Source organism: Rhodoferax sp. GW821-FHT07F03, from assembly GCF_059418745.1.
This window is the reverse complement of the sequence record NZ_JBWKQM010000001.1, coordinates 528,325-542,039: the sequence shown is the minus strand read 5'-3', so window position 1 is coordinate 542,039 and position 13,715 is coordinate 528,325. Positions and strand designations below refer to the sequence as shown.

Annotated in this window: 14 protein-coding genes; 13 read left to right on the top strand and 1 reads right to left on the bottom strand. The window is 63.0% G+C overall.

What is annotated here, in order from left to right; genetic code table 11:
• Positions 1-8 precede the first annotated feature (8 nt).
• The gene (lepB, locus tag AC07R0_RS02435) at positions 9-980 is read left to right on the top strand and encodes a signal peptidase I (protein ID WP_495103638.1); all 972 of its coding nucleotides are present in this window, start codon (positions 9-11) and stop codon (positions 978-980) included.
• A gap of 53 nt (positions 981-1,033) precedes the next feature.
• On the opposite strand, the gene AC07R0_RS02430 is transcribed toward lepB, so the two are convergent.
• The gene (locus AC07R0_RS02430) at positions 1,034-1,816 is read right to left on the bottom strand and encodes an IclR family transcriptional regulator domain-containing protein (RefSeq protein WP_495103637.1); all 783 of its coding nucleotides are present in this window, start codon (positions 1,814-1,816) and stop codon (positions 1,034-1,036) included.
• Between the two features lie 143 nt (positions 1,817-1,959).
• Between AC07R0_RS02430 and AC07R0_RS02425 the strand changes: the two genes are divergently transcribed.
• The 12 genes from AC07R0_RS02425 (at position 1,960) to AC07R0_RS02370 (ending at position 13,715) form a co-directional block, all read left to right on the top strand.
• Positions 1,960-2,874, top strand: a complete 915-nt coding sequence (locus AC07R0_RS02425; protein WP_495103636.1) for a shikimate dehydrogenase family protein — start codon at positions 1,960-1,962, stop codon at positions 2,872-2,874.
• A gap of 57 nt (positions 2,875-2,931) precedes the next feature.
• Complete coding sequence (locus AC07R0_RS02420; RefSeq protein WP_495097263.1) at positions 2,932-4,116, top strand: ABC transporter substrate-binding protein; 1,185 nt, start codon at positions 2,932-2,934, stop codon at positions 4,114-4,116.
• Between the two features lie 108 nt (positions 4,117-4,224).
• Complete coding sequence (locus tag AC07R0_RS02415; protein ID WP_490590128.1) at positions 4,225-5,100, top strand: branched-chain amino acid ABC transporter permease; 876 nt, start codon at positions 4,225-4,227, stop codon at positions 5,098-5,100.
• 2 nt (positions 5,101-5,102) lie between these two features.
• Positions 5,103-6,074 carry a branched-chain amino acid ABC transporter permease gene (locus AC07R0_RS02410; RefSeq protein WP_495076674.1) on the top strand — a complete coding sequence of 324 codons (972 nt, stop codon included), beginning with the start codon at positions 5,103-5,105 and terminating at the stop codon, positions 6,072-6,074.
• Positions 6,071-6,829, top strand: a complete 759-nt coding sequence (locus tag AC07R0_RS02405) for an ABC transporter ATP-binding protein (RefSeq protein ID WP_495076675.1) — start codon at positions 6,071-6,073, stop codon at positions 6,827-6,829. The genes AC07R0_RS02410 and AC07R0_RS02405 overlap by 4 nt, the downstream gene beginning before the upstream one ends.
• Positions 6,830-6,831: 2 nt before the next feature.
• Positions 6,832-7,575: an ABC transporter ATP-binding protein gene (locus AC07R0_RS02400; protein WP_490590131.1), complete on the top strand. Its 744-nt coding sequence runs from the start codon at positions 6,832-6,834 to the stop codon at positions 7,573-7,575.
• Between the two features lie 17 nt (positions 7,576-7,592).
• Positions 7,593-8,504 carry a VOC family protein gene (locus AC07R0_RS02395; RefSeq protein ID WP_495103635.1) on the top strand — a complete coding sequence of 304 codons (912 nt, stop codon included), beginning with the start codon at positions 7,593-7,595 and terminating at the stop codon, positions 8,502-8,504.
• Positions 8,501-9,394, top strand: coding sequence for a sugar phosphate isomerase/epimerase family protein (locus AC07R0_RS02390; protein ID WP_495103634.1), 894 nt, complete (start codon positions 8,501-8,503; stop codon positions 9,392-9,394). The genes AC07R0_RS02395 and AC07R0_RS02390 overlap by 4 nt, the downstream gene beginning before the upstream one ends.
• A gap of 197 nt (positions 9,395-9,591) precedes the next feature.
• Positions 9,592-10,620, top strand: coding sequence for a LacI family DNA-binding transcriptional regulator (locus AC07R0_RS02385; protein ID WP_495103633.1), 1,029 nt, complete (start codon positions 9,592-9,594; stop codon positions 10,618-10,620).
• A gap of 238 nt (positions 10,621-10,858) precedes the next feature.
• Positions 10,859-11,806, top strand: a complete 948-nt coding sequence (locus AC07R0_RS02380; RefSeq protein ID WP_495103632.1) for a substrate-binding domain-containing protein — start codon at positions 10,859-10,861, stop codon at positions 11,804-11,806.
• Positions 11,807-11,859: 53 nt separating this feature from the next.
• Positions 11,860-12,687: an ATP-binding cassette domain-containing protein gene (locus AC07R0_RS02375; RefSeq protein WP_495103631.1), complete on the top strand. Its 828-nt coding sequence runs from the start codon at positions 11,860-11,862 to the stop codon at positions 12,685-12,687.
• A gap of 2 nt (positions 12,688-12,689) precedes the next feature.
• The gene (locus AC07R0_RS02370; RefSeq protein WP_495103630.1) at positions 12,690-13,715 is read left to right on the top strand and encodes an ABC transporter permease; all 1,026 of its coding nucleotides are present in this window, start codon (positions 12,690-12,692) and stop codon (positions 13,713-13,715) included.

Here is a 13,715-nt window from a genome sequence, read left to right as displayed (position 1 = left end):
GAGCCCCCATGCCCTCTATCTCCATCACCCCACGCCGCCCACTGGTGGCGGCTCTGGCCTCGCTGGTGTTACCCGGCTTTGGCCAGCTCTACAACGGCGCGCTGAACCGTGGCATCTGGCAGTTCCTGGTATTTGCGCTGCTGTGCATTCCCGGTGTGGCGCTGGTCGCGCTCTACCTGCCAAGCAGGCTGATGCTGCCCACGCTGCTGCTGGGCCTGGGCCTGACCCTGGCCGTGTGGGCCTACAGCGTGTGGGATGCCTGGCGCGGCGCGCGGCGCCACCCCGGCGGCCCGGCCCTGGCCTGGCAGCAAAGCGGGGTGTATGCGCTGGTGTTCGTGCTGTGCGATTTACTGGCCCTGCCCCTACTCAGCCTGTACGTGCGCCAGCACCAGGTGGAGCCCTTCTACATCCCGTCCAGCAGCATGGAACCCAGCGTGCGCCGGGGTGACTTGATCTGGGCCGACAAGCGCTACAACTGCCCCGGCTGCCAGCAAGGCGTGCACCGTGGCGACATCGCCGTATTTGCCTACCCCAATGACCGCAGCGTGCGCTACATCAAGCGCGTGATCGGCCTGCCCGGCGACCACATCCAGATCGACGGCCAGCAGATCTGGGTCAACGGCCAGGCCTTGCGGCGTGACCCACCTGCGCCCGGCAGCACCACGGTGACCGAGTCCATAGGCCCGCGCCAATGGCAAGTGCAGTGGCAGGCGCCCCCCGCCCTGCCCGCCCCCGCCACGCCCAACCCGGACGTGAACCGTGCCCCACATAGCCCGCAGACCAACGCCGACCTTACCGTGCCCGACGGCCAGGTCTTCGTGCTCGGCGACAACCGGCTGGCCAGCACCGATTCCCGCAGCTTTGGAACCGTGCCCATGCAGGACATTCTGGGTCGAGCCCGGCAGGTATGGTTCTCCATGGACAGCCAGGGCGTGCGCTGGGAGCGCCTGGGCCAGGTTCTGGACCAAGCATCAAAATAGCCTTCAGCGCAGGTATCTTCTGCGCAAGCAGCTACCAATTCAATAGCAAACCATCAAATCAGGTTGCGCATGGCCTGGGCGGTTTCGCGCAGCACCGGCAGCACCCGGGCCACGGCATCCGCGCCCGACTCATGGCCCATGGGCATGGTGACGCTGAGGGCGCCCACGGCATCGCCGTTGCGGTCGCGCAGCGCCACGGCGATGCCGCGGTATTTCAGCTCCAACTGCTGCTCCGACAAGGCCCAGCCCTGCTGGCGTATTTGCGCCAAGGTGGTCAGCAGCTTGTCCTTGTCGGTGATGGTGTGGGTGGTGTAGGTCTTCAGCTCATGGCCGGCCAGCCACTCCTCCAGCTGCGCAGGCGTGCGCAGGGCTAGCATCTGCATGCCGGCGGCGGTGATCTCGGCCTGCACCCGGCCGCCCAGCACATAACCGGTGTTCATGGCCCGGGTGGGGCCGTTGCGGGCGATGTATACGATGTCGTCGCCATCCAGCACGCTGAGGTAGGCCACCTCCATGGTGCCGGCCGTGATGCGCTGCAAAAACGGCTGCACGATGCGCGGCAGGCGGGCCGACTCCAGATAACTTTGCCCCAGCCGCAGCACCCGCGGCGTCAGCCAGAACAGCTTGCCATCGGTCGCCAGATAACCCAGATGCGACAGCGTCAGCAGATAGCGGCGCGCTGCAGTGCGTGTCAGCCCGCAGCGCTGCCCTACCTGGGTGGCGGTCATGCGCGGATGGGCGTCGTCAAACGACTCCATCAGGCCCAGCCCCTTGTCCAGGCCGGCGATCCAGTCTCGGCGGGCCAATGGGGTCGACTTGTCAGTTTCTGTTGCCATGTGTTAACCCTAGTTACGTTTAATTATCGCACTCACGTGTTCATTAATCGCGCATTTAAGTCCCACAAGAATTCCGCAGCACCGATGGCTCCCCTACATTCCACCCCCATCAACGCCCCATTCATGCCCACCCCGATCTGACCATGCCCAACGCCGATATCCGCACCGTCATGCCGACGATCAACGGCCATACCGATGTGTATTTCATCGTCGGGGATCCGGTGCAGCAGGTGCAGGCGCCCACCACCTTCAACCGCATCTTCAGCCTGCTGGGCATCAACGCGGTACTGGTGCCGGTGCACATTGCGTCGGCGGACCTGCAGGGTTTTGTCAGTTCCGCCTTCAAGGCACCGAACATCAAAGGTGTGTGGGTCACCATTCCGCACAAGGCGCCCATGCTGTCCTGGCTGGACAGTTGCAGCGACCTGGCCACCATGGCCGGTGCCGTGAACGCAGTGCGCCGCAATGCAGATGGCCGGCTGGAAGGCGGGCTGTTCGACGGTGAAGGGTTTGTAGCCAGTCTGGACTATTTCCAGATCCGCTACCAGGCCAGCCGGGTGCTGATTCTGGGTGCGGGTGGCGCTGCGGCGGCCATTGCCGCATCGCTCGCCCTGGCCGGTGCCTCGGCCCCGGCAGAAATTGCTTTTTTCGACCCCGCTCCGGGCCGCGCAGCCAGTGCCGCACAGCGCATGGCGGCCATGTCACCGGTGCCCTTGGTGGTGGCGGCCAACAACGACCCTGCGGGCTACGACCTGGTGATCAACGCCACGCCGCTGGGCATGCAGGCCAGCGACCCGCTGCCCTTCGATGTGCGCCGCATGGGGCCGCAAGCGGCACTGGTGGACATCCTGATGAAGAACCAGCCCACGCCGGCCGTGCGTGCCGTGCGCGCCCGCGGCTTGGTGGCCGAACCCGGCTTTGAAATGCTGATCCAGCAAACCCATCGCTACCTGGACTTCTTCGGCTTTCATGCTGCAGCGCAACACGTACGCCAGGATGCAAATTTTTTGCGCGAACTTATCTACCCAAGCGAGTTGCTGGATGAAATTCGCCGCTAAATTACCGTAAGCTTTCAACCCACCTCGTTACCCCAACCTCACTCCAGGAGACAGTGCATGCAATCCCAAGTTCAAAAACGATTCGCTCTTAAAGTCATAGCAGCTTGCGCAATTGCAGCCAGCGCTGGCGGCGCATTCGCCCAAGCAACCATCAAGCTGGCGAATATCGTCGAGCTGTCCGGTGGCGGCGCAACGGCAGGCACCAACTTCAAAAACGGCGTGGAGCTGGCCGTCAAGGAAATCAATGCCGACGGCGGCGTGCTGGGCAAGAAATTCGAAACCATCACCACCGACACGCAAAGCAACCCCGGCGTGGCCAAGGGCCTGACCCAAAAAGCCATCGACAACGATGTGTTCGCCATCTTTGGTCCGGTGTTCTCCGGCTCCATCATGGTGAGCATGGCCGAAAGCCGTAAGGCCGAGGTGCCGAACTTCACCGGTGGTGAAGCGGCCTCCATCACCAAGCAGGGCAACCCCTACGTCTTCCGCACCAGCTTCACCCAAGAAACCGCCATGCCCAAGGTGGCGCGCTACATCAACCAAACCGTCAAGGCCAAAACCCTGGCAGTGATCTACGTAAACAACGACTTCGGCAAGGGCGGCCTGGACTCCATCAAAAAAGCCCTGGCCGGCACCGACACCAAGATCGTTGCAGAAATCTCGTCTGACAGCGGCCAGGTGGACTTCACCGCCCCCGTGCTGAAGGCCAAGCAGGCCGACCCAGATGCGCTGTTCGTCTACACCAACGAAGAAGAATCCGCCCGTGCCCTGCGCGAGCTGAAGAAGCAAGGCTGGAGCAAGCCCATCATCGGCGAAACCACCCTGACCGGCCAAAAAGTGATCGACCTGGCAGGTGAATCCGCCAACGGCGCCATCGCCCACGTGGGCCTGACCGTGGATGCGCCCATCCCGTCGATCCGCGCCTTCAGCGCCAAGTTCGAAAAGGCCTACGGCTATGTGTCGGACCACAACGGCATGAAGGGCTATAGCGGCGTATATGTGTTGAAGGCCGCGATTGAAAAGGTCGGCAAGCTGGACCGCAAGGCCGTGGCTGCCGCGCTGCACGGCCTGAAGGTCACCACCGACAAATACCCAGGCGTGCTGATGAACGTGGAGCTCGACCAGAACGGTGACCTGGACCGCGAAAGCTTCATCGTCCAGGTGAAGAACAACAAGCAAGACGTGATCGCCATCGTGCCACCGCTGAACGCCTCCAACGTCAACGTCAAGACCAAGAAGTAAACGCCCGGCGGACACTCGCGCCAGCCCTCTCCCCTGCGCGGGAGAGGGCATCACAAAGTGCCCCACCCACTGCCGTGGGTGCGTACAACACCTCCAGGAGCCCCTCCCGTGACCGACTTCCTCCAACTCTTCTTCAGTGGCCTGGCCACCGGAGGCATCTATGCGCTGGCCGCACTCGGCTTCACGCTGCTGTGGCAAGCCGCCGGCACCATCAACTTCGCCCAGGGCGAGTTCGTCATGCTGCCCGCCTTCATGATGCTGGCCTTCATCAACATGGGAGCGCCATTCCTGGTCAGCTTTCTGCTCACCTGCATACTGGCCACCGCCGTCCTCGGCTGGGCCTTCAAACGCGGCATCGTGGACCCGCTGTTCAAGTTCGGCATGATGCCCATCGTGGTGGCCACCATCGGCTTGTCGATTGCCATGCGCAACGGCATGCGTGCCGGCTACAGTGCCGAAGCCCACCCCTTCCCCAGCCTGTTTGCCGACAAGCTGTTCAACATCGCCGGCGTCACCATCACCATGGCCGACGTAGGCACCCTGGTGCTGGCCCTGCTGCTGGTGTTCGGCACCCAAGCCTTTCTGAATAAGACCATCACCGGCCGCGCCATGCAGGCCGTGGCGCAGAACACCGAGAGCGCCAGCGTGCTGGGCATCAATGTGCCGCGCATGATCTTCTACACATTCGCCATCAACGCCATCCTGGCCTGCGCCGCCGCCGTGCTGATCACGCCGACCTACCTGGCCAAGTTCGACATGGGTGAAAGCCTGGGCAACAAGGCCTTCTTCGCGGCCATCATCGGCGGCTTCAACAACTCGCGCGGTGCACTGCTGGGCGGGCTGATCGTCGGCGTCTGCGAAAACCTGGCTGCTGCCTATATCTCGCCGGCCTACAAGGACGCCGTGGCGCTGGTGATTTTCATGGTGGTGATCCTGTTCAAACCCCAAGGCCTGCTGGGCAAAAAAGAAGAACGCAAGGTCTGATCATGAAAAAGAGCACTCTCATTTCCATAGCAGTCGCCGCAGTATTTCTGTGCGTTACGCCGCAATTTCTTAAAAACTACGGAATCTACCTGCTGACCACCTGGCTGATCTTCGTGGTCGCCACCATGGGCTTGAACCTGACCGTGGGTTACGCCGGCCAGAAATCTCTGGGCCACGCCGCCTTCTTCGGCATTGGCGCCTACACCATGGCCCTGCTGCTCAAGGCGGGCTTCAGCTGGTGGCTGGGCATTCCGGCTGCGGCACTGCTGTGCTTTGCAGTAGGCCTGGTGCTGGGCTTCCCGGCACTGCGCGTGCAGACCATCTACCTGGCGTTTGCCACCCTGGGCTTCAACACCGCCGTCTGGCTGGTGATGCGCAACGAGGAATGGCTGACCGGCGGCACCTTCGGTATCAACGATATCGCCCGCCCCGCATTTGCCAACGCCAACCTGAACTATTACTACCTGGTACTGGCCTTTGCCGTGGTGCTGGCACTGCTGCTGTGGGGCCTGCTGCGCTCACCTTGGGGCAAAGCCTTCACAGCGCTGCGCGACAACCCGATCCGTGCGGAAAGCCTGGGCATCAACATCCGCAGCTACACCCTGCTGTCCTTCGCCATCGGCGCGGCCTACGCAGGCATTGCCGGCGCACTGTTCGCCTCGCTGGTGCAGTTCATCGAACCCGCCCCGTTCGCCGTAGGCGCATCGATCATGATGTACCTGATGGTGGTGGTCGGCGGCCCCGGCTACTTCCTCGGCCCCATCGTTGGCGCCGCCGTCGGCGTGGTCGTGCCAGAGTGGCTGCGTGACGTGCCCGGCGTGTCCGACTGGTACCTGCCGCTATTCGGCGCCGCTGTGGTGGTGCTGATGGTTTGGCTGCCCGATGGGCTGCTGAGCCTGCCTGACCGCCTGAAGGCCAAGAAACAATCCAAAGAAGCCAGCGCCGCACGTGCTGCCGCAGGAGCCAAACCATGAGCCAGTCCCTGTTAAAAGTCACTGACCTGAAGAAAGCCTACGGCGCCATCCAGGCCGTGGGCGGTGTCAGCTTCGAAGTCCAGCCCGGCGAAATCTTCGGCGTCATCGGCCCCAATGGTTCGGGCAAGACCACGCTGTTCAACAGCATGCTGGGCCAGATCACGCCCGACACCGGCAAGATCGAACTCAACGGCGAAGACGTGACCCATTGCGGTCCGCTGGAGCTGAACCGCAAGGGCGTGGGCCGCACCTTCCAGACGCTGCAGGTGTTTGGCAAGATGAGCGTGCGCGACAACCTGATCGTGGCGGCCCAAGAGCACCACGGCAGCATGTTCAGCCGAATGTTCGCGCCCGGTGACTCGGGCCTGGGCGGCAAGGCCGATGCCTTGATCAAGCGCTTCCGCATTGAGCACGTAGCCGACAAAAAGGCCGGCGAACTCAGCTACGGCCAGCAAAAGCTGGTCGACATCGCCATGGCCTTCATGAGCGAGCCCGACCTGGTGCTGCTGGACGAACCCTGCGCCGGCGTGAACCCCAGCCTGGTGGGTGGCATCTCCACGCTGCTGAAGGACCTGAACCGCAACCCTGCCAGCGGCAAGAAAAGCAGCTTCGTGGTCATCGAACACAACATGGACTTTGTGATGGACCTGTGCCACCGCATCATGGTGATGGTCGAAGGCAAGGTCATGGCCATCGGCACACCGGCGGAAATCCGTGGCAACAAGCAGGTGCTGGACGCCTACCTCGGAGCATAAAAATGAGCGATATTTGCATTGAATTCGACGACGTGGTGGCCGGGTACAAGGACTTTATGATCCTGAACAACCTGAGCTTCAAGGCCAAGACCGGCTCCATCACCCTGCTGCTGGGCCCCAACGGTGCCGGCAAGTCCACGGTGCTGAAGACCTTGTTCGGCCTGCTCAAGCCCCGCCAGGGCACGATCAAGCTGCACGGCGAAAGCATTGGCGGCGCCACGCAAAAGGAACTGCTGGCCAAGGGCATCGCCTTCGTGCCGCAGGGCCGCAATCTGTTCGGCCAGCTGACGGTGTGGCAGAACCTGGAACTCGGCGGCATCACCATCGGCAAGGAGCTGACGCACGCGCGCATCCCCGAGGTGCTGGAGTTCTTCCCGCGGGTCAAGCAGCGCATGAACAGCATGGCCTCGGCCCTGTCGGGCGGCGAGCAGAAGCAGCTGGAGATCGGCCGCGCCCTGCTGCTGCGCCCCAAGGTGATACTGATCGACGAGCCCAGCATCGGCCTGAGCCCCATGGTGGTGGGCGATGTGTTCAAGCTGCTGCGCAAGCTGGCCGACCAGGGCACAACCGTGCTGATGGTGGAACAAAACGTGAAAAGCGCGCTCAAAATTTCGGACGAAGCCATCGCACTCGAATCCGGCCGCCTGGTGCTGCAAAAGCCGGCATCCGAATTGCTTGCCGATCCGAATATTGAACGACTATTCTTGGGTGGGGCGCACGCAGCGCCTGCACCAGCAGCTATTTAATCAGGAGCAACCTAGCTATGAGTGACTTACTCGTCAACGACAGCCGCGAGCCGCTGCAGGCCTCTTTCAGTGACGCTGCCAACCCCCTGGGGCTGGACGGAATCGAGTTTGTCGAATACTCCACGCCCAAGCCCCAGGCCCTGGGCCAGGTGCTGGAAATGATGGGCTTCAAGCCCGTGGCGCGGCACCGCTCGCGCGAGATCCAGCTGTACCGCCAGGGCGGGCTGAACATCGTGGTCAACGGCCACCCCAGTGATGCCCAGGGCGCCGGCCATGGCAGCGAGTCGCCCACCATCTCGGCGGTGGCCCTGCGGGTGCGCGATGCCCGTGCCGCCTACCACTATGTGCTGGAGCGCGGCGCCTGGGAGGTGCCCACCCACGCCGAGGTAATGGAGCTGAACATCCCCGCCATCCACGGCGCGGGCGGCAGCCGCATCTACTTTGTGGACCGCTACAACGAGTTCTCCATCTACGACGTGGACTTCATCCCAATTCCTTCGGTGGAGCAGCATCCTGAGGCCACCGCTGGCTTGCACTTCTTCGGCGTAGTGCAGTACATCGGCCCCGAGCGCAGCTACGACTGGATCGAGTTCTACAACGCGTTGTTCGGCTTGGAGCTGATCCCCGACGAGCAACGCTTCGGCATCATGCCCAAGGGCAAGTTGCTGCGCAGCCCCGCGCTCTCCGAAGGCAGCAGCTTCATGCTGCAGCTGATCGAGCCTGAGGTCAATGTGATCGACGTGAATGAACGCCTGCAGCGCATCGGCCTGGGCGTGCCGGACGTGCTGGCTGCCGTGGCTGCGCTGCGCAAGCTGGGCGTGGAGTTTGTGGAAACCCAGGCCACCCACACCGAAAGCCGTGGCGCCATCACCAAGACCTATCTGGGTTCCGTAGTATTCGAACTCGTGCACAGCGAGAAAGCAGCATGAAAGCCCACGCCATCCAAGGCTTCGGCATGGACACCATCACCCTGGCCGGGCCGCTGAAGGCCAAGCTCAAGGCCATGGTGGATGCCGGTTTCACCCAGGTGATGCTGAAGGCCAATGACATTGTCGGCCACCCAGACGGCATGGAAGCCGCGGTGGCCGAGGTCAAGGCCAGCGGCCTGCGCGGCACCGGATTCCAGGTGCTGCGTGACTTCGAGGGCCTGAGCGGCCACCTGCACGACTACAAGATCGACATCGCCAAGGCCATGCTGCAGATGTGCGCCGCGCTGGACTGCAAGGTGCTGCTGGCCTGCTCGTCCACCTCGGCCCACGCCACCCAGGACCTGGACCACATCGCCAAAGACCTGCGCAAGCTGGCCATGCTGGCCGTGCCCTACGGCATACGCATCGCGTTCGAAGGCCTATCCTGGGGCCGCACCATCAACGAGTTCACCACCGCCTGGGACGTGGTCTGCCGCGCCGACTGCCCCAACCTCGGCATAGGCATAGACTCGTACCACATCCTCGCCGCCAAGACCCCGCTGGACGAGATCGACTACCTGGACCCGTCCAAGATCTTCCTGGTGCAGCTGGCCGACTTCATGTGGCAAGAGACCCGCACCTTTGAAGAGCGCATGACCACCGCCCGCACCTTCCGCGTATTCCCCGGCGAGGGCGTGCACAGTGAGCAGCTGGTGGACCTGGTGCTGCGCCTGGACAAGCTCGGCTACCGAGGTGACTACAGCTTCGAAGTCTTCAACGACGACTACGTCAACATGCCCCTGCCCATGGTGGCGGCCCGCGCCCGCAAGAGCGCGCTGTGGCTGAGCGAAGACGTGCTGCGCCGCTCCACGCCGCTGCCCAATGACATGCGGCTGAAGCAACGCAGCTGAGGGCAGCCCAAGCCTCGCATACCAAACAGGCTGCCAGCGCATGTAAATCCTGCGCTGGAAGCTATTGAATATGTAGCAGACCCAAGAGTGGAACAGCCAGACCAGCCTGCGCCGCGGGCTGTTCGATACACATGCAGCGCCCACCTCCCCACAGGCCGCAAAATAGCAGCCTAGTAAAAGGGACACAAGGGACAACAGTGGCAAAGACTTCCACCATCAAGGACGTAGCAGAACACGCAAAGGTATCCAAGGCAACCGTATCACGCTATCTGGGCGGAACCCTGGTGCTGCCACCCAAAACCGCCAAGCGCGTGGACGATGCAGTCGTCGCGCTCAAATACCACCAGAACAGCCTGGCCCGGCGCCTCAGCCTGGGCAGCAGCGAAACCATAGGGCTGGCCATGCCCGACGTGGCCAACCCCTTCTTCGCCGAGCTGGCCGACGAGGTGGAACAGGCCGCTTCTGAGGCCGGCTACGGCCTGGCGCTGTGCATTACCCGCAACCTGCTGCAGCGCGAGGAAACCTATTTGCGCTGGCTGGACACCACGCACCTGGACGGCCTGATCCTGATCACCAACCGGCCAGACGACGGCTCGCTCAAGACACTTCTGAGCGGGCGCAGCAACATCGTGCTGATCGACGAAGACGTGCCGGGCGCGGTGGTGCCCAAGGTGTTTGTCGACAACGTGGAAGGCGGCTACCTCGCCACCCTCCATCTGCTGGCCGCAGGCCACACCCGCATCGCCCACGTAACCGGCCCCCAGGATTTGTTCACCGTGCGCGAACGCCTGGCCGGCTACCGCAAGGCGCTGGAAGAAGCGCATCTGCCCTACCAGCCAGAGCTGGTGCGGTTCGGCTCGTACGAGCGCAAGTTCGGTCAGCAGGCCGCCAGTGAGCTGCTGTCGCTGCCCGAGCCGCCCACCGCCGTGTTCGCGGCCAGCGACTACCTGGCCGTAGGCATGCTGGAAACCCTGCGCGACCGAGGGCTGGACGTGCCGTCGTTTATGTCCATCGTGGGCTTTGACGATATGGAATTTGCAAGTCTGCTGATGCCACCGATCTCCACGCTGCGGCAGTCGGCCCGCGACCTGGGCCGCACCGGCGTAGCCACCCTGCTGGCATTGCTGGACGGCAGCGCAGCAGCCCATGGGCCGGCGACCATCCAGAGGCTACCCGTTCAGCTGGTGCAGCGCGCGTCTGTAGCGGCTCCGCGCAACCTGGGCTAAGCCCTTCCGGGCACAGCACCTGGGCGACGCTGACGCCCTCCTCCACTGATCGAAAATTTTTTGTGTCCGTTTGTTGACACCCCAAAAACACGCCAGTACACTTTTGTAACCCGGTTTACTAAATACGCAAAATAGCCACCGGGTTGGGGGTATGCAACAACGTTTTCTGCTGGAAAGCAAGGCGCGGCGCGGGCTGGCGCGGCTTGTGCTCCGGTCCAACCATGAAAAGGATTAGTCCATGCGCACAACTTTCAACTTCGGCCGCCTCAGCTCTGTTTTGCTGTTCGCGGGAATCATGGGCGCCAGCAGCGCCGCCTTTGCGGCAACGCCCAAAACCATTGCTCTGGTGCAGATCAACCAGGAGGCGCTGTTCTTCACCCAGATGAACGAAGGCGCGCAAAAAGCCGCCAAGGCCGCCGGGGTGGCGCTGACCATCTTCAACGCCAACAACGACCCGAACGCACAAAACAACGCCATCGAAACCTTCATCCAGCAGAAGGTGGACGCGATTCTGGTGGTGGCCATTGATGTGAACGGCATCAAGCCCGCGATCAGCCAGGCCAAGAAGGCCGGTATCCCGGTGGTGGCCATCGACGCCATCGTCAACGGCGACAACGCATCGCAAGTCGGCGTGGACAACAAGCAGGTCGGCGTGGACATCGGCAAGTACACCGCCGACTACATCAAGACCAGCCTGGGCGGCAAGGCCCAGATCGGCGTGGTGGGCGCACTCAACTCCTTCATCCAGAACGTGCGCCTGGACGGCTTCAAGGCCGGCGTGGCCGGCGCGCCTGGTGCCAAGATCGTCTCCACTGTGGACGGCCAGAACGTACAGGACCAGGCGCAAAGCGCGGCCGAAAACCTGATCTCCGCCAACCCGGACATGCAGGTGGTGTACGCCACGGGTGAACCGGCACTGATCGGCCTGGTGGCTGCCACCTCGGCCCAGAACGCGGGCAAGCGGGTCAAGGTCGTCGGTTGGGACCTGAGCGCGCAGGCCATCAAGGGCATGGACGACGGTTATGTGTTGGCAGTCGTGCAGCAAGACCCCGAAGGTGAAGGCAAGGCCGCAGTGGACGCCGCCATCAAGCTGGTCAAGGGCGAACCCGTCGCCAAAAGCATATCGGTGCCGGTGACCATCGTGACCAAGGCCAACGTGGGTAAATACCGCACGGTCTTCAAATAGGCCTCTGTGCCATAAGCGCTTGCATGGCGTGACATCGCCACTGGACCCACGCCATGCAAGCCACAGCCTTTCTCTGCAACAAGGAATCGGACATGGACACAAGGGCAACGCCACCACGCGTTCGCATGCGAGGCATCACCAAGAGCTACGGCGCCATACAGTCGCTGCGCGGCGTAAATCTGGAAGTGGCGCCTGGTGAAGTGCTCGGGCTGGTGGGAGACAACGGCGCAGGCAAATCCACGGTATCCAAGGTCTTGTCGGGTGCGGTGATCCCCGACAGCGGCCAGATTGAAATCGACGGCAAACCGGTGCACTTCGCACACCCTGGCGACGCCCGGGCGCACCACATCGAGATGGTCTACCAGGACCTGTCCTTGTGCGACACCATCGACGTGGCAGGCAACCTGTTTCTGGGTCGGGAGCCGACCCGCCGCGTATTCGGCAAGACCGTGCTGGACCACGCAAAAATGCACTTTGAGGCCCGCGCCATGCTCAGCGGACTGGGCATTCGCATACCGGATACGCACCAGGAGGTCGAGAACCTCTCAGGTGGGCAACGCCAGGCCATCGCCATCTCGCGTGCAGCGTCCTTCAACCCCAAAGTACTGATCATGGACGAGCCCACGGCCGCGCTGGCGGTGGCCGAGGTCGAGGCCGTGCTGGAGCTGGTGCGCACCATCAGTGCACGCGGCGTCAGCGTGATTTTGATTAGCCATCGGCTGCAAGACCTGTTCCTGGTGTGCGACCGCATCAGTGTGATGTACGAAGGCCAAAACGTGGCCGACCGTTTGATTGGCAACACCAGCCTGCAAGAGGTGGTGGACCTGATCGTGGGCCGCAAATTCACTGCCCGTTCCGCCCAGCCCCTGGTGGAGAGCTAACCATGGAAATGACTGTGTCCCACGTTCCCAACCCCACTTCCGCACCCACGTCTGCCCCCGCTTCCACCCCACTCAAACGGCTGCTGGGCCGTGACCCCGGCGTGACCAGCATTGCGGCGTTTTTCCTGTGCTGCGTGCTGGCCTTCAGCTTCTCAACTGACACGTTTTTCACCACCGGTAACATCCTGAACGTACTGCGTCAAAGCGCGCCGCTGTTGATCGTCGCCACAAGCATGACGCTGGTGATCACCACCGGCGGCATCGATCTGTCCATCGGCTCCACGCTGGCATTGGTGGGCGCGCTGGCGGCCGTCAGCCTGGACGCCGGCGCGCCGGATGTGGTGGTGCTGACCGGCGGCATAGCGCTGGGGGGGCTGATTGGCGCCATCAACGGCTACTTCGTCGCATTTGCCGGCATGCCGGCCTTTATCGTCACGCTGGGCACGCTGTCGGTAGTGCGCGGCGTGGCCTTGCTGCTCACCCAGGGCTATTCCATCCCGGTCAAAGGCACGGGCCTGTTTACCGAGCTGGGGCGCGCGGTGGTCTGGGGCGTGCCGGTACCGGCGGCAATTGCGGTGCTGGTGCTGGTGGCCGGCTGGGTCTGCCTGCGCCACACACGTTTTGGCCGCTACATCATTGGCATTGGCACCAATGCCGAGGGCGTGCGCCGTGCGGGTGTGAATGTGCGCAACATCACGCTCAAGGTCTACATCCTGAGCGGCGCGGCCGCCGGTCTGGCTGGGCTGATCACAACCGCACGGCTGGGCAGTGGCTCGTCCAACCAGGGCGTGGGTTTTGAGCTGGCCGTGGTGGCTGCGGTGGTGCTGGGCAGCACGAATCTGTTTGGCGGGCGCGGCACCATCCTGGGCACCCTGCTGGGCGCGCTGACCATTGCCGTGCTGGGCAATGGGCTGATACTGATTCACGTGTCGCCGTTCTACACGCAGATCATCCAGGGCGCGATCATGCTGCTGGCCATTTACATGAACACGCGCATCTTCACGCCGCAGCGCCAACGCAAGGGCTGA